Below are 15,823 nucleotides of genomic sequence, written 5' to 3' on the forward strand. Positions count from 1 at the left end.
ACGGAATCGTCGTACGAACGTGTTATTTCGCGAAGGCTTCGGCGGTTCCAGGACGGCCCGCGCGAGGCGGCGGAGCGTCGACGGCGGTGCGCGAGGAGCGCCCGCGCCCACCTCCGTGACAGACGATCCCTCGAGGAGGCGAGTGGCCGACATGATCGAAAACAAACTGTGGGACGAGATCCAGACGGGGGCCGGCGCGGCGACGACGCGCCGCGTGCGCCCCGACGATCTCTTCCTCTTCTCTCGTCTCTCCGGCCATCACAATCCGCTGACCCTGCCGCCGAGCGCGCTGCGCGCCGACGGCCGGCCGGCGGTCGAGGCGGTTCCCGCCTTCCTCGTCGCCGCGATCCTGTCGGCGGCGGTCGGCAATCGCATGCCCGGCCCCGGCTCGGTGTGGCGCTCCGCCAACATCACTTTCCTCGCCCCGGTCTCGCCCGGCGACGAATTGACCGCCTCCGTGACCGTCACCGCGAAATACCCCGACGGCACCGCCGCGCTCGCCTTCAAGGTCTCCAAGTCCAACGGCGAGGCGGTCGCGGAGGGCAACGGCGTCGTCGCCGCGCCGGTCACCCGGATCACGCTGCCGCACATCGACATTCCCGAGGTGATGGTCGAGCGCCATCTCGCCTTCGATCGCCTTCTCGCCGCCGCCAAAACCCGCGCCCCGACGCCCACCGCCGTCGTCCAGCCCGACGACGAAGCGTCGCTGGGCGGGGCGATCGAGGCCTGGAAGGCCGGGCTGATCGATCCGATCCTGGTCGGGACGCGTGCCCGCATCGAGAAATGCGCCGCCGCCCTGCACTTCGACATTTCCGCTCTGCCGATCGAGGCGGTCGCCGACGACGACCAGGCGGCGGCGCGCTCGGTCGCCATGGTCCACGAGGGCCGCGTGCGCTCGGTGATGAAGGGCCACCTCCACACCGACGTGCTGCTCCATCACGTCGTCAAGAAGGACGGGGGCCTGCGCACCGGACGTCGTCTCTCGCACGTCTTCGTGCTCGACCTCCCGGGACGCCCGACGCCGCTCCTGATCTCCGACGCGGCGATCAACATCGCTCCCGACCTCGACACCAAGGTCCACATCGTCCAGAACGCCATCGACCTCGCCCGCGCCATCGGCATCACCCTGCCCAAGGTCGGCATCCTCTCGGCGGTGGAGACGGTCAATCCGGCGATCCCCTCGACCATCGACGCGGCGGTTCTCTCCAAGATGGCCGAACGCGGCCAGATCCGGGGCGGCGTCGTCGACGGACCGCTGGCGATGGACAATGCCATCGACGCCGGCGCGGCCGAGAGCAAGGGCATCATCTCGCTGGTGGCGGGTCATGCCGACGTGCTGATCGCGCCGAATCTCGAATCCGGCAACATGCTGGCCAAGGAACTGGTGTTCCTCGCCTCCGCCGAGACCTCCGGCCTCGTCATCGGCGCCAAGGTGCCGGTGATGGTGACGAGCCGCGCCGACGACGAGCGTGCCCGTCTCGTCTCCGCCGCGCTGGCCCAGATCTACGGCCACTACCTCGAATGCGGCGAAAGCCTGCTCGCACCCACCATGACGGGGGATTGCCCGTGACCAGAGCCGTCCTCACCCTCAACGCGGGTTCATCGAGCCTGAAGTTCGCCCTCTATACCGCCGACGCGCTGCGTCGCCGGCTGGCGGTCGGCCAGCTCGAGGGCATCGGCACCCACCCGCATCTGATCATTCGCGACGAAGCCGGTCACACGATGATCGAATGGCGCTGGAAACAGGCCGACGCGCTCGCCGCCCATGCCGAGGTTCTCGCGCAGATCATCGGCTTCCTCCATTCCAACATGTCCGATCTCGACATCGTCGGCGTCGGTCATCGCGTCGTCCACGGCGGTCCGATCTACGAGGCGCCGGTGGTGATCGACGAAGACGTGATGGCCAATCTCGTCCGCTTCACCCCGCTGGCGCCGCTGCATCAGCCGCACAACATCACCGGCATCCGCGCCGCGATCGAGGCCTTCCCCGGCGTGCCGCAGGTCGCTTGTTTCGATACCGCCTTCCATCGCCGCCACCCCTGGGTCGCGGACACCTATGGCCTGCCCTATTCCCTGTGGGAGGAAGGTGTGCGCCGTTACGGCTTCCACGGGCTCTCCTACGAGGCGGTGTGGGGCAAGCTGGTCGACCGGGCGCCGGAGATGGCGACGAGCGGCCGCGCCGTGGTCGCCCATCTCGGTTCGGGCGCCTCGATGTGCGCGGTCAAGGCGGGCCGGTCGGTCGGCTCGACGATGGGCTTCTCGACCGTCGACGGTCTGCCGATGAGCACCCGCTCCGGCTCGATCGACCCGGGCGTGCTGCTGTGGATGATGCAGGAGAAGGGCTGGGACGCGGCGCAGATCACCAAGATCCTCTACAAGGAGAGCGGCCTCAAGGGTCTCTCCGGCATCTCCGGCGACATGCGCGACCTCGAGCGGTCCGATGCGCCCGGCGCCAAGCGGGCGATCGACTTCTTCGTGTTCCGGGTCAAGCGCGAGATCTGCGCCATGACCTCGGTGCTCGGCGGCCTCGACGCGGTGGTCTTCACCGGCGGCATCGGTGAGCATTCGGCGTTGGTGCGCGCCCGCGCGGTCGAGGGGCTCGAGTTCCTCGGCGTCGAAATCGACCACGCCGCCAACGCGGTCGACGCGCCGGTGATCTCGATGCCGCACTCCGGCGTGACGGTGCACGTGATCCCGACCGACGAGGAGGGCGTCATCGCCCACCACACCTCCCGCCTGATCGCGCTCTGATCGGTCGCGGGACGATCCGCGCGCCGTCGGGTCTCACCCCTTCGGCGCGCTTCCGGTCGTCTCCGGCGGGGTCTCCGCCTCGCCCGGCGGCGTGAGGAGATCGACGAAGGGCCGGTAGGCCGGCGCGCCGACCCGCACGAAGCCGCCCGAGGCGGCCGGTTCGATCGCCTCGTAGACGTCCGGGTCGGCATCGAGTTCGATCAGCATCTCGCGCAGGCGCCGCTTGGTCGGCTCGTCGAGCGCGCCGCGCACCGTGTGCGGGCCGAGCGGCAGGATCGGCGACGACCACACCATGCGCACCCGCGCCGCCTCGACCCGGCCGGCGGCGACGAAATCGGCGAGCGTGCCCCGGCTCCAGCCGGTCTGGGGATCGCCGTCGAGGCTCGACCACACCACGGCGGCATCGGCGCGTCCGTCGAGAAGCGCCTGGAGCGCCTCCGCCGGGCCGTCCGTCTCGATCCGCCGCGGACCCCGCGCCCCGGTGAGGCCGGCGCGCTCGAGCAGCATCGAGGGCAGGCGCCCGGTGCCGACCGCCTCATTCGAGGCGATCGCCAGCCGCCGCCCGGCGAGATCGTCGACGGAGGCGATGCCGCCGTCGGCCGCGACCAGCAGGATCGCGAACCAACCGGGCGCCCGATCGGCCGCGCGTGGCGCCGCCAAGGGCTCGACGCAGCCGCACAGGCGCGAGGCGGTGGCATAACCGACCGCCGAGAGCGGCGCATAATCGATGCGCCCGGCGACCAGGGCGCCGATCACCGCGGCCTCGTCCGGAAAGGGCGTCACCGCGACCGCGCCGTCGAGGACCTCGGCGAGGCGCCGCCGGAACGGATCGACCCGCTCGACCGCCGCCTCCGGACGGGCGGTCGCGACGATGCCGAGACGGAAGGGTTTGGCCCGCGTCTTTCCGGCCGGTTCGGCCTCGCGGGGGACGCCGCCGATCGGCGACAATTGCGCGACGGCCGCCGGCACGACGGCGACGATACCGACGAGGCCGGCGAGCAGGATCGAGGCGAGGACGCGGCGCGGGGTCATGCGGCGGGAACCTGAGTGTGGTGGGGACGAGGGGCCGAATCGACGCGAGCATGCGGTGCGTCGCGGCGGGAGGCAACCACCCCTACCGTAACGGCAGGTCACTCCACGAAGGTCAACTTGCCGCCGGTCATCTCGACGTTGGAGAGCCGCCGGATGAAGCTCATGCCGAGCAGGTTGGTGGCGAGCATCTTTTCCGGCATCACCAGCGCCTCGACCTTGCGCACACGGACCCCGCCGATGCGGATCTCGTCGAGGGTGACGCGGGCGGCGCGGGTGGTGCCGTTGGCGGTGGAGATCGGGACCGTGAAGTCGGAGGGCATCGGCGGGCGGAGACCGAGGCGGAACACGTCCTCGGCGCGCAGCGCCACCGAGGTGGCGCCGGTGTCGATGAGGACCGGAACCGTCTTGCCGTTGATCGTGGCCTCGGCCTGATAGTGACCGCGCGCGTCGGCCTGGAGCGTGACGCGGCGCCCACCCGAGGTGCGGATCGCCTCCATCGGCTCCTCGCCCTCCTGGACCGAATAGCCGTTGGCGCGATAGTCGACCGCGACCGGCCGCTCGGTGACGAAGGCGACGACGTGCAGCAGCGCCGGCACGTAGGCCGGCGACATCAGAACCGCCAACGAGATCACCAGCGCCAGTCGAAGCACGTTGCGCAGCATGCGACCCTTCCCTTCGAAGGGGTTCATACTGCGGGGTCTTGTCCTAACAGGGGCTGAACCGACGGCCTCGGATTCGATCGGCGGCGCGACGGCGGCCGATTTGCGTGCCGGCGCGCGGCGGCGAGGTTTCGGTGCCGGCTCGGCGGGTGTCGTGCGACGTTTGCGCGGCGGACGTTCGCTCATGCCGCTCCTCCCGTCGTCCGTCGGATCGCGATCGTCGCGGCGAGGCGCCCGATCGCCGACCGGGACGCGAAACTCGAGCGCGCGCCGGTCTCGCGACAGGCGAGAGAGCCGGCGGCGAGCCCCTCGGCGAACGCGATCTCGAGCGGAGCACCGCGATCGAGCGCCGCCGCGATCGCGCCGATCAGCGCGTCACCGGCTCCGGTCGTGTCGACCACCGCGACCTCGGGCGGCGCGCCGTCGAGGCGATCGCCCTCGGGCGTGGCGGCGACGAGGCCGCGCGGCCCGAGCGTCACCACCACCGTCGCCATGAAGCGACGGGCCGCGGCGACGGCGAAGGCCATGGCCTCGCCGGGAAGGCCGAGCGCCTCGGCGAGGCTCGCGGCCTCGTGGGCGTTGACGATCAGCACGTCGACCGCCGCCAACGTCGCCTCGGCCGGCGGGATCGCCGGCGCGGCGTTGAGCACGACCCGGGCCCCGGCGGTGCGGGCGAGCGCGATCGCCGTCTCGACCGCGCGGAGCCCGATCGAGGTCTGAGTCAACAGCGTGACGCCGGGGCCGAGGAGCGGGGCGAGCGCCTGGGGCGAGGCGTCGGCGTTGGCCGCCGTCGATCCGGTCATCAGGTTCTCGCCGGTGGGATCGACGGCGATCGTCTGCAGCCCCGTCGGCCGATCGGAGCGCGCCACGCCGGAGAGATCGACGCCGGCCTCGGCCAGGCCCGCCAGCGCGGTCGCGGCGAAACCGTCGCCCCCGACCGCTCCGACCAGGGCGACGCGGGCGCCGGCGAGCGCGGCGGCGAGCGCCTGATTGCCGCCCTTGCCGCCGGGAAAGAGCTGATGGTCGCCCCCCTTCACGCCCTCGCCGGGCGCCGGCAGGCGCGGCACGACGATCACCAGATCGACGTTGAGAGTGCCGAAGACGACGATCACGGCGCGGCTCCCGGCGGGGCGCGACGGGATCCGAGCGGGTCCCGCCTCACGCACTCGCGGTTCACTTGGTTCCGTACATCCGATCGCCGGCGTCGCCGAGACCCGGCACGATGTAACCGTGATCGTTGAGGCGTTCGTCGATCGCGGCGGTGAAGATCGGCACGTCCGGATGGTCGCCACGGAGCTTGCCGATGCCCTCGGGCGCCGCCAGCAGACAGACGAAGCGCAGATTCTTGGCGCCGGCCTCCTTCAGCCGTTCGATCGCGGCGGTGGCGGAATTGGCGGTGGCGAGCATCGGGTCGAGCACGATCACCAGACGCTCGCCGATGTCCTCCGGCGCCTTGAAGTAATATTCGACCGCCGTCAGCGTCTTGGGGTCGCGATAGAGCCCGACATGGGCGACGCGCGCGGAGGGGACCAGTTCCAACATGCCCTCGAGCAGGCCCATGCCGGCCCGCAGAATCGGCGCGAACACCAGTTTCTTGCCGGCGATGGTCGGCGCCTGCATGGTCGTCAGCGGCGTCTCGATCTCGGTCGTGGTCAGTTCCAGATCGCGCGTCGCCTCGTAGGCGAGCAGGAGCGAGATCTCCCTGAGGAGCGCCCGGAAGCTCTTGGTCGAGGTCTCGCGCCGCCGCATCAGGGTCAGCTTGTGGGCCACGAGCGGATGGTCGACCACCGTCACTCCTTCGAACGCCATGATCGTCTCCTCGTCCGGGTCACCGTTTCGCCACCGACCTTAGCCCGTCCGACGGCGCCCGCAAGGCCTCCTCGCCGCCGGTCCACCGGGCCGCGTGCAGTGCCGCGAAAACTTCACGTCACGGTCATTTTCACGTCGTCGAATTTCTGTCAGCATGACTCTTTTCCCGGATGCGATCCCCGAGTGATCGCGGAGGTTCTCATGAGCGTCCCCAACAAGACCGGACATATTCGCCTCACCTCTCACCCCGGCACCTCCTCGGCGCCGCGCTTTCCGATCACCTGGGGCGCCGCCGACCCGCGCGAGCGCGGCCCGATCATCGGCACGGTGACGCGGCCGTCGGATCGCAACGCCATCGGCACCCACGGCGGGTCTTACGCGCTCTACCGGGCGCTGGCGGTGGCCGGCGGCGCGCTCGATCCGCTGCAGCGGCCCGACCTCACCAACACCACCCCGCCGATCGCGATCGGCCCGCATCCGCAATGGGCGGACCCGGACCGGATCGTCTCGATCGATCCCTTCGGCCACGAGGTCCAGCGGATCTTCGCGACCGAGATCGCGGAGGGGATCGACATTCGTCCGACCATCGCCGTCACCAAGGCGCGCCTGACGCTGCCGGAACTGGTGCCGGAGATCGGCAAGGGCCGGATCCGCGTCGACGGCGAGATCGTCCGCGCCCAGGGCGACATCGCCGTCACCAAGATCGCGATCGATCCGGTGTGGTGGCTGCCCGGCCTCGCCGCCCGTTTCGACACGTCGGAGGAGAACCTGCGCCGCGTCCTGTTCGAACAGACCGGCGGTATCTTTCCGGAGTTGGTCACGCGGCCCGACCTCGAGGTGTTCCTGCCGCCGATCGGTGGCCAGACCTGCTACGTCTTCGGCGATCCGGCCGGGCTCTCGAACCCGGGCGTGCGCCTCACCTGCCGCGTTCACGACGAATGCAACGGCTCCGACGTCTTCGGTTCCGACATCTGCACCTGCCGGCCCTATCTGATCCACGGCATCGAGGAATGCGCCCGCGAGGCGCAGAACGGCGGCGTCGGCCTGATCGTCTACAACCGCAAGGAAGGCCGGGCGCTCGGCGAGGTGACCAAGTTCCTGGTCTACAACGCCCGCAAGCGGCAGGAGGGCGGCGACCGCGCCGCCACCTATTTCGAGCGCACCGAATGCGTCGCCGGCGTCCAGGATGCGCGGTTCCAACAGCTGATGCCGGACGTGCTGCATTGGCTCGGGATCACCAAGATCGACCGCTTCGTGTCGATGTCGGACATGAAATACGACGCGATCACCGGCTCCGGCATCGAGATCGTCGAACGGGTGCCGATCCCCGACGACCTCATCCCGGCCGACGCGCGAGTCGAGATGGAGGCCAAGAAGGCGGCCGGCTACTACGCCCCCGACGGGGCGCCGAGCGGCGAGGATCTCGAGCGCACGGTCGGGCGCGGTCTCGACCATTACTGAAATTCACGCCACCCTGGCGAGCGAATCGGCCGTTCGCCGAAAAGGTCAGCGCGCCGGACGGCGCCCATGGGGAAGACGGGTTTCATGAGTCTCGACAGCGCCTCCGCCACGCCCGAAGACGTCGCCGCGGCGCGTCGCCTGCTCTCGGCCGAAGCGGTGAGAGAGCGCGCCAACCGGCTGTTCGATCTCGCCCTGATGGAGCGGCTCGATCATTTCCGGGTCGATCTCGCCCGTCTCGATCCGGTCGCCGACTGGGTCCAGCGCCTGATCCGCTCCGAGCATCCGACCCTCGAGGTGCCGCCGCATTCGCGCTGGCGCAATTTCGAGGTGGGCGGCATCGATCGCTGGGGCGGGCTCGCCGCCTCGCGCGAATGGGCGGACGCGCTCGAATTCGGCCGCGCCTCGATCGATCTGGCGATGATCTCGGTCCTGATCGATGCCGGCGCCGGGACGCGCTGGGCCTATGCCGAGGCGGTCACCGGCGAGACCTTCACCCGCACCGAGGGGCTCGCGGTCGCCTCGCTGGCGATGTTCGCCTCCGGCATCTTCTCCTCCGAGCCGTTCGATCCGCTGCGGGCCGACGCGCGCGCGCTGGCGGGGCTGACGGCGGAGGAGCTCGCCGACGGGTTCCAGGTCTCCCAGTCCAATCCGCTGGTCGGGCTCGAGGGGCGCCTCGGCCTCCTCAACCGGCTCGGCCAACAGCTCGCTCATCGTTCCGACGTCTTCGGCACCGAGGACGGGGCGCGGCCGGGCGGTCTCCTCGACCATCTGCTGCGCCGCTTCCCCGACGGCCGCGTGCCGGCGCCGGCGATCCTCGCCACGCTGCTCGACGCGCTCGGGCCGATCTGGCCGGGGCGCTGGTCGCTCGCCGGCGTGCCACTCGGCGACACCTGGATCCACCAGAAGCTCGTCACCGAGGACGCCACCAATCAGCTGATGCCGATCCACAAGCTGTCGCAGTGGCTGACCTATTCGCTGATCGAGCCGCTCTCCTGGGCCGGGCTCGAGATCACCAATCTCGACGGTCTGACCGGGCTCGCGGAATATCGCAACGGCGGTCTCCTGATCGACGGCGGCATCCTGGTGCTGCGCGACCCGGACGCGGCCCTTCGATCCCACTCGGTCGACGAGGAACTGGTGGTGGAGTGGCGAGCGCTCACCATCGCCGTGATCGATCGTCTCGCGGCGATCATCCGTCAGGGCTTGGGGCGCAACGCGCTCAATTTCCCGCTCGCCTGCGTGCTCGAGGGTGGCACCTGGCTCGCCGGCCGGCGGCTCGCGCGCGAACGCCGGCCGGACGGCTCCCCGCCGCTGACCATCGTCTCCGACGGCACGGTGTTCTGAGACGGGCCACGCGCGGCTCCGAGGCGAGAGAGGGGACTGCCTCCCCTCCTCTTCCTCACACCCCGGTTCACACCTCGCCGAGCGAGAGCAGCGCGGCATTGCCGCCGGCCGCGGCGGTGTTGGTGGCGATCACCTGTTCGAGCGCGAAGCGCGGCAGATAGCCGGGACCGCCGGCCTTGGGGCCGGTGCCGGAGAGGCCCGAGCCGCCGAAGGGCTGCACGCCCACCACCGCGCCGATCATGTTGCGATTGACGTAGAGATTGCCGACGGAAAGCCGCTTCTCGACCTTGCGGATCGTCGCGTCGATGCGGGAATGGACGCCCAGCGTCAGGCCGTAGCCGGTCGCGGCGATCGCGGCCAGAACCGCGTCGAGATCCTTGGCCTTCCAGCGCACCACATGGAGGAGCGGGCCGAAATGCTCGCGGTCGAGGGCGGCGGCGTCGGGAAGCTCGATCACGGTCGGGGCGACCCAGGTGCCGCCGGCGAGAGCCCCCTCCGGCGTCGCGCCCTCCCAGACCACGCGGCCGGCGGCGCGTTCGGTCGCGACATGGGCGGCGAGGCGATCACGCGCCTCGGCGTCGATGACCGGGCCGACGTCGGTCGCCGGGTCGATCGGCGCGCCGAGGCGCAATTCCTTGGCCGCGCCGGTGATCATCTCCAGCATGCGCGGCGCGACGTCCTCCTGCAGGAACAGGAGCCGCAGGGCCGAGCAGCGCTGGCCGGCGGAGCGGAAGGCGGAGGTGACGACGTCGTCGGCGACCTGTTCGGGCAGGGCGGTGGCGTCGACGATCATCGCGTTGATGCCGCCGGTCTCGGCGATCAGCGGCACGATCGGGCCGTCCTTGGCGGCCAGCGCCCGGTTGATCAGCCGCGCCACCTCGGTCGAGCCGGTGAAGGCGACGCCGGCGATGCGTGGATCGGCGGTGAGGCTCGCGCCGACCGCCCCGTCGCCGGGCACGAACTGGAGCGCGCCGGCGGGGATCCCGGCCTCATGGGCGAGCTTCACCGCGAAGGCCGCCACCAGCGGGGTCTGTTCGGCCGGTTTGGCGAGAACCGTGTTTCCGGCGGCGAGCGCGGCCGTCACCTGGCCTAAGAAGATCGCCAGCGGGAAGTTCCACGGGCTGATGCAGACGAAGGCGCCGCGACCGCGATGGACCAGCCGGTTCTCCTCGCCGGCCGGGCCGGGAAGGATGCGATCGGCGCCGAAGAGACGACGGGCTTCGCCGGCGTAGTAGCGGCAGAAATCGGCCGCCTCGCGCACTTCCGCGAGCCCATCGGGCAGCGTCTTGCCGGCTTCCGCCGCGAGCAGGGCCATCAGCCGATCGCGATTGTCCTCGAGAGCGTCGGCGAGGCGATCGAGGGCACCCGCGCGGGTCGCGACCGGGGTCGCGTCCCAGGCCGGGAAGGCGGTGACGGCGCGGGTGATCGCCTCGGCCGCCAGGGCGGGATCCGCCTCCGAGACGCGGCCGATCACGGTGCGGCCGTCGGTGGGGGAGACCACGTCGCGGAAGGCGCGCGGGCGGCCCTTGCCGTCGATCACCGGGGCGGCCTCGTAGGTGGTGCCGGCCTCGGCGGCCAGCGCCGCGACGAGGCGGTCGCGTTCGGCGGCGACGCCGAATTCGAGGCCGCGCGAGTTGAGCCGATCGCCGAAGAGATCGCGCGGGCGGGGGATGCGGGCATGGCGCGGCCTGGTGCCGCCGGCCAGTTCCTCCTCCGGCGTGACCAGCAGATCCGCCACCGCCACGTCGGCGTCGCCGACCTTGGCGACGAAGGAGGAATTGGCGCCGTTCTCGAGCAGGCGGCGGACCAGATAGGCGAGGAGATCGCGATGGCCGCCGACCGGGGCGTAGATCCGGCAGGGCCACCCGTCCTTCTCGACCACGGTGCGATGGAGCGCGTCGCCCATGCCGTGCAGCTTCTGGAACTCGAAGCCGGGATCGCCCGCCCCTTTCGGCCCGGCGATCTCGCGGATTTCGGCGATGGTCACGGCGTTGTGGCCGGCGAATTGGGGATAGAGGCGCGGCCGCGCGGCGAGGAGACGGCGAGCGCAGGCGAGATAGGAGAGATCGGTCGCGGCCTTGCGGGTGAAGAGCGGGAAATCGTCGAGGCCGCGCTCCTGGGCGCGCTTGATCTCGGTATCCCAATAGGCGCCCTTGACGAGGCGGACCATCAGGCGCCGGTCGAGGTTCGCCGCGAGATCGGCGACCCAATCGACCACCGCGACGGCGCGCTTCTGATAGGCCTGGATCGCCAGACCGAAGCCGTCCCAGCCCTTCAGCGACGGGTCGGCCAGCGTCGCGGCGAAGACGTCGAGCGACAGTTCGAGCCGATCGGCTTCCTCGGCATCGACGGTGAAGGCGAGGTCGTGGGCCTTGGCGGCGCGGGCGAGGTCGAGGAGGCGCGGCACCAGCTCGCGCATCACGGCGGCGGCGTTCACCGCCTCGTAGCGCGGGTGGAGCGCGGAGAGCTTGACCGAGATGCCGGGACGCGCCGGGAGCGGCTTTCCGCCGGCCGAGGCGCCGATCTTCTCGATCGCGGTGGCGTAGGAAGCGAAATAGGCCTCGGCATCGGCCCGGGTGCGGGCGCCCTCGCCGAGCATGTCGTAGGAATGGCGCCAGCCCTTGGCCTCGAGCGATCCGGCGCGGGCGAGCGCGCTCTCGATCGTCTCGCCGAGCACGAACTGATGGCCCATCACCCGCATCGCCTGACGGGCGGCGGTGCGGATGGTCGGGCGGCCGAGGCGTTTGACCATGCCGGAAAGGATGTTGGTCGGCGTCTCGCCGGGGCGGAACACCCGCGCCGTCAGCCCCATCGCCCAGGCCGAGGCGGAGACCAGCCAGGCGTCGGAGACGCGCTCGTGGTTCTCGAATTCGGCCTCCGCCAGCTTGTCCTCGATCAGGCGGTCGGCGGTGGCGGCGTCGGGCACCCGGAGCAGCGCCTCGGCGAGTACCATCAGCGCCAGCCCCTCGCGGGTGGTCAGCGCATATTCGCGCAGGAACTCCTCGACGCCGAAGCCGCCGGTCTCGGTGCGGATCGCCGCGATCAGCCGGGTGGCGTCGGCATCGACGCGGGCGCGGGCATCGGCCCCGAGCGCGGTTTCGGCGAGGAGATCGGCGACGAGAACGGCGTCGTCGGGGGCGAAGGGCGCGCGAAACGGCGCGACGGAGGGCGAGGCGAGCATGGGGGATCTCCGAGGCGACGCGCGTCCGGTGGCCCGCGCGGAGCGGTGACCGCTCATTCCTCATGATATCGCGTCTCTTGCCGCTCGATCGGTCGAAGATCTGGTCGAAGGCCGAGGATTCCTTTATGAAAGGAGACATGAGCGAAGAAATCGACGACCTCGATCGCCTCGATCGCAAGATCCTCGCCGTGCTCCAGGACGACGGACGCATCACCGTGAGCGATCTCGCCGAGCGGATCGGCCTCTCCGCCACCGCGACGGCGGAGCGCATGCGCCGGCTGATCCGCGACAGGACGATCCTCGGGTTTCGCGCCGAACTCGATCCGGTGCGACTCGGACGCGGGCTCCTGGTCTTCGTCGAGGTGCTGCTCGACCGCACCTCGCCCGACGTGTTCGAGGCCTTCGCCCGTCAGGTGAAGCGCGCGGGCGAGGTGCTCGAGTGCCATCTGGTGGCGGGCGGGTTCGATTATCTGATCAAGGCGCGGGTGCGCGACATGACCGCCTATCGGCGTTTCCTCGCCGAGGTGATCCTGCCGCTGCCGGGGGTGCGCGAGACGCGCACCTATGCGGTGATGGAGGAGATCAAGGCGACCCAGGCGCTGCCGCTGTGATCGCCCGAGCGATCCGCGTCGAGCGGGCTCAGGCGCGGCGTCACTCGGCGCGGCGTCACTCGGCGCGGTGTCACTCGGCGCGGCGTCACTTGGCGATGCGCAGCTTGGTGATCTTCTGAGCGATGGAGTCGAACACCCCCGTCAGCTGGCGGGCGCTCGGGGTGTTGTAATAGTAGTCGGGGCCGGAGGAACAGTCGGACAACATCTGCTGTCCCGCGGCGTCGTCGATCATCAGGCCGATGGTGTAGATCTTGATGCCCTTGGCCTTGATCGCGGTGCAGGCGGCCAGCGTCTTGGTGTCGAGGCCGTTGCGCAGATTGGTGCCGGGATTGTTGCCGAGACGGGCGGAGAAGGGGTAGCCCCAGCTCGAATAGGCGCCGCCGAGATCGGTCGAGAAGGTGTTGATGGCGTTGGTGCCGTCGGTCAGCATCACGATGATCTTGAGTGTGGTCGAGCCGTAGTCCTTGCCGTCGGCGAAGGGCGCCTTGGGCGAGAGCATGCGCCAGCCCCAGGCGAGACCCTCGGGAATGTTGGTCGAACCGGCCACCGTCAGGGCGTTGATCTGGGTCTTCACCGAGGTGTAGTCGGTCGTCAGGCGCTGGATCGGCTTGACGTCGCAGAGATACCCCGGCCCCTTCGGCGCGGTGTAGTTGCTGTAGAAATACGAGTTCGAGAAATCCTTGCCCGACAACGTGGCGTATTTCGTCGCGTTCATCATCTTGGTGAGCTGCGAACTGCTCCAGGTGTTGTCGTTCAGATAGCTGTTGGCGAAACTGCTCGACCAGCTGGAGTCGGGCTCGTCGGGATGGAACGACGGCACGAAGAGGGTCGCGGGGATCGAGGCGGTCGGCGCGGTGTCGTCGATGTCGTAGGGCGAGGGGCGCGTCTCGACGCAGCCGGGCCAGGACTTGCCGAGCGCCGTATAGAGCGTGAAGCGGTTGAGCGGCGCCGAGAAATAGGACGAGTGGTAAGGAGAGAGGGCGGCGGTATCGATCCACGAGGCGGTCTTGTAGCCGGAGCCGACGTTCACGAAATTGGCGAAGGGCACCAGCGCGAACTTGATGGTGTTGAGGGTGGTCGCCTTGCCGGCGAGCGTCGTCACCATCGACGAGGCGCCGCTGCGCAGGGCCTCGATCTTGCCGCCGTCGGCCATCGAGCCGGTGGTGTCGAGCACCATCGCCACCTCGAGCGAGGTGTCGCCCCAGGTCACGGTGGTGGTCACCGTGCTGACCAGATTGGGCATGCCGATCATGCCGAGGAAGTTCGATTTCGCGGTCAGCGAGGCGGTCAGGGTCATCGTGCCGCTGGTGGCATTGGCGACGATGCCGGAGAGGGTCCCGTACTCGGGGTCGACCATGGCGGTCAGGCGCTGCTGGGACTTGGTCTGTGCGGTGCTCAGCGTATCGGCGGTGAGGCCGTTGGCGACGATGAGGGCGGTCGCGTCGACGCGCTCCTGGAGATATTTGCGATTGCTCGACATCGCCATCAGATCGATGCCGCCGCCGCCGATCAGGATGATGCTGCCGACGGTGAGCGCGAACGTGACCGCGATGTTGCCACCGCGGTGCGTGAGCAGGCCGACGAGAGATCGTTTCGATGCGGTCATGACTCGTCACTCTTCGATCCGGGGACGAACCGGCGACGATCCGTCCCTCATCCTCAGCCGCTTTCGACGCGGTCTGCCCCGCGGAACCGGCACGCGAATTTCGAAGAGCCTACGACCGATTCCTTACGGAACCCCTGAAAGGACCGGGAAACCCGAGTTGATTCGGGTTAACGTCCGCGCAAAATGGCGGTTTTCCGGCCGTCCCTCGGTAATTTGATACCGTTTCGACGAAACCCCTCAGGCCGAGCGCGACAACATGACGTGGAAGCGATGGGTGGCGTAGGTGAGGAAGACCGCGCCGAGGCCGGCCATCACCACGAGCGGCTTCCAGACGATGTCGATCGTCGCGCCGCGATAGAGGAGACCTTGGGCGAACTGCACGAAATAGACCGAGGGCGAGGCGTGCATCGCCCATTGCAGCACCGTCGGCATGCTCTCGAGCGGGGTCATGTTGCCGGAGAGGAGCAGCATGGTGGTGAAGACCGGGATCGACATCAACGCGAATTGCGGCATCGAGCGCGCCAGCGTGGCGATGAGGATGCCGAGGGCCGTGGTCGAGAAGAGGAAGATGGTCGTGCCGAGCAGGAAGAGCGCGCGCGAGCCGGCGATCGGCACACCGAGCCAGCCGCGCACCACCAGTTCCATCGACAGCACCACCGCCAGGAGCAGCACCGCGCCGTTGGCGAGGATCTTGGCCAGCGCGATCTCGAAGGCGGAGACCGGCATCACCAGGAGATGCTCGATGGTGCCGTGCTCGCGCTCGCGGATGACGGCGGCGCCGACCAGCAGGATCGACAGGATGACGATCGAGTTGATCAACTGCATGATCGATGAGAACCAGCGACCCTCGATGTTGGGATTGAACCAGATGCGCGGCGTGACGACGATCGGCAACTGGGCCTCGATCCCCTTCTGGCGCAACCAGGTCGCCGCCTCCTGCAACAGGATCGACTGGACATAGGCGGCGCCGTTGCCGGCCTGGACCATGACCGTCGCGTCGATGGTGAGGCCGAGGCCGGGGGCGCGTCCGCGTAGGACGTCGGCCTCGAAATCGGGCGGGAAGTGGAGGACGAAGCCGAAGCGGCCGACGTCCATCGCCCGGTCGACCTCCTCGGCGGCGACGATCACCGGGGTCTTGAAGAAGGGCGGCGCCAGCGCGTCGATCATGCGGGCGGAGAGCTGTGAGCGATCCTCGTCGACCACCGCGACCGCCGCGTTCGACACCTCGAGCTTGACCCCGGCGGAGACGAAGATCACCGCGGCTGAGAAGGCATAGACGATCAGGAACAGCATCATCGGGTCGTGACGCAGGCTCCACAGTTCCTTCACGCCGAGACGAAACAGGTTGAGCAGGAAGCGGCGCATGATC

Annotated in this window: 12 protein-coding genes; 5 read left to right on the forward strand and 7 right to left on the reverse strand. The window is 69.7% G+C overall.

Annotated features, from left to right (window positions below):
• Positions 1 to 151: 151 nt before the first annotated feature.
• Together J3S89_RS22470 and J3S89_RS22475 are read left to right on the forward strand one after the other, a co-directional pair.
• Positions 152 to 1,570 (forward strand): bifunctional enoyl-CoA hydratase/phosphate acetyltransferase, encoded by a 1,419-nt coding sequence (locus J3S89_RS22470; RefSeq protein WP_217931734.1) that lies wholly within the window; start codon positions 152 to 154, stop codon positions 1,568 to 1,570.
• A complete protein-coding gene (locus tag J3S89_RS22475; protein ID WP_217931736.1) occupies positions 1,567 to 2,751 on the forward strand; it encodes an acetate/propionate family kinase in 1,185 nt (394 codons plus the stop codon). Before J3S89_RS22470 ends, J3S89_RS22475 begins: the two co-directional genes overlap by 4 nt.
• Before the next feature lie 33 nt (positions 2,752 to 2,784).
• Here the strand turns inward: J3S89_RS22475 and J3S89_RS22480 are convergent, their stop codons facing one another.
• From J3S89_RS22480 to upp, 4 genes are all read right to left on the reverse strand, one after another.
• Complete coding sequence (locus J3S89_RS22480) at positions 2,785 to 3,783, reverse strand: phosphate/phosphite/phosphonate ABC transporter substrate-binding protein (protein WP_217931738.1); 999 nt, start codon at positions 3,781 to 3,783, stop codon at positions 2,785 to 2,787.
• Between the two features lie 98 nt (positions 3,784 to 3,881).
• The gene (locus tag J3S89_RS22485; RefSeq protein ID WP_217931740.1) at positions 3,882 to 4,472 is read right to left on the reverse strand and encodes a retropepsin-like aspartic protease family protein; all 591 of its coding nucleotides are present in this window, start codon (positions 4,470 to 4,472) and stop codon (positions 3,882 to 3,884) included.
• A 152-nt stretch (positions 4,473 to 4,624) separates the two neighbouring features.
• Positions 4,625 to 5,554, reverse strand: a complete 930-nt coding sequence (locus J3S89_RS22490; RefSeq protein ID WP_217931742.1) for a PfkB family carbohydrate kinase — start codon at positions 5,552 to 5,554, stop codon at positions 4,625 to 4,627.
• A gap of 61 nt (positions 5,555 to 5,615) precedes the next feature.
• Positions 5,616 to 6,251: a uracil phosphoribosyltransferase gene (upp, locus tag J3S89_RS22495; protein WP_217931743.1), complete on the reverse strand. Its 636-nt coding sequence runs from the start codon at positions 6,249 to 6,251 to the stop codon at positions 5,616 to 5,618.
• 201 nt (positions 6,252 to 6,452) lie between these two features.
• Here upp and J3S89_RS22500 point away from each other — a divergent pair, with 201 nt between their 5' ends.
• Together J3S89_RS22500 and J3S89_RS22505 are read left to right on the forward strand one after the other, a co-directional pair.
• Entirely contained in the window at positions 6,453 to 7,712 is a 1,260-nt protein-coding gene (locus J3S89_RS22500) for a GTP cyclohydrolase II (protein ID WP_217931746.1), read from the forward strand.
• An 84-nt stretch (positions 7,713 to 7,796) separates the two neighbouring features.
• Positions 7,797 to 9,056, forward strand: a complete 1,260-nt coding sequence (locus J3S89_RS22505) for a URC4/urg3 family protein (RefSeq protein WP_217931747.1) — start codon at positions 7,797 to 7,799, stop codon at positions 9,054 to 9,056.
• A gap of 67 nt (positions 9,057 to 9,123) precedes the next feature.
• On the opposite strand, the gene putA is transcribed toward J3S89_RS22505, so the two are convergent.
• A complete protein-coding gene (gene putA, locus J3S89_RS22510; protein WP_217931749.1) occupies positions 9,124 to 12,237 on the reverse strand; it encodes a bifunctional proline dehydrogenase/L-glutamate gamma-semialdehyde dehydrogenase PutA in 3,114 nt (1,037 codons plus the stop codon).
• A 137-nt stretch (positions 12,238 to 12,374) separates the two neighbouring features.
• Between putA and J3S89_RS22515 the strand changes: the two genes are divergently transcribed.
• Positions 12,375 to 12,848 carry an Lrp/AsnC ligand binding domain-containing protein gene (locus J3S89_RS22515; RefSeq protein ID WP_217931751.1) on the forward strand — a complete coding sequence of 158 codons (474 nt, stop codon included), beginning with the start codon at positions 12,375 to 12,377 and terminating at the stop codon, positions 12,846 to 12,848.
• Between the two features lie 85 nt (positions 12,849 to 12,933).
• Here the strand turns inward: J3S89_RS22515 and J3S89_RS22520 are convergent, their stop codons facing one another.
• Positions 12,934 to 14,454, reverse strand: coding sequence for a pilus assembly protein TadG-related protein (locus J3S89_RS22520; RefSeq protein ID WP_217931753.1), 1,521 nt, complete (start codon positions 14,452 to 14,454; stop codon positions 12,934 to 12,936).
• 237 nt (positions 14,455 to 14,691) lie between these two features.
• Entirely contained in the window at positions 14,692 to 15,819 is a 1,128-nt protein-coding gene (locus tag J3S89_RS22525) for an ABC transporter permease (RefSeq protein WP_217931755.1), read from the reverse strand.
• Positions 15,820 to 15,823 lie beyond the last annotated feature (4 nt).

Origin of the sequence: Pinisolibacter aquiterrae (assembly GCF_019160155.1) — a bacterium.
GTDB classification, from domain to species: Bacteria; Pseudomonadota; Alphaproteobacteria; order Rhizobiales; family Ancalomicrobiaceae; genus Pinisolibacter; species Pinisolibacter aquiterrae.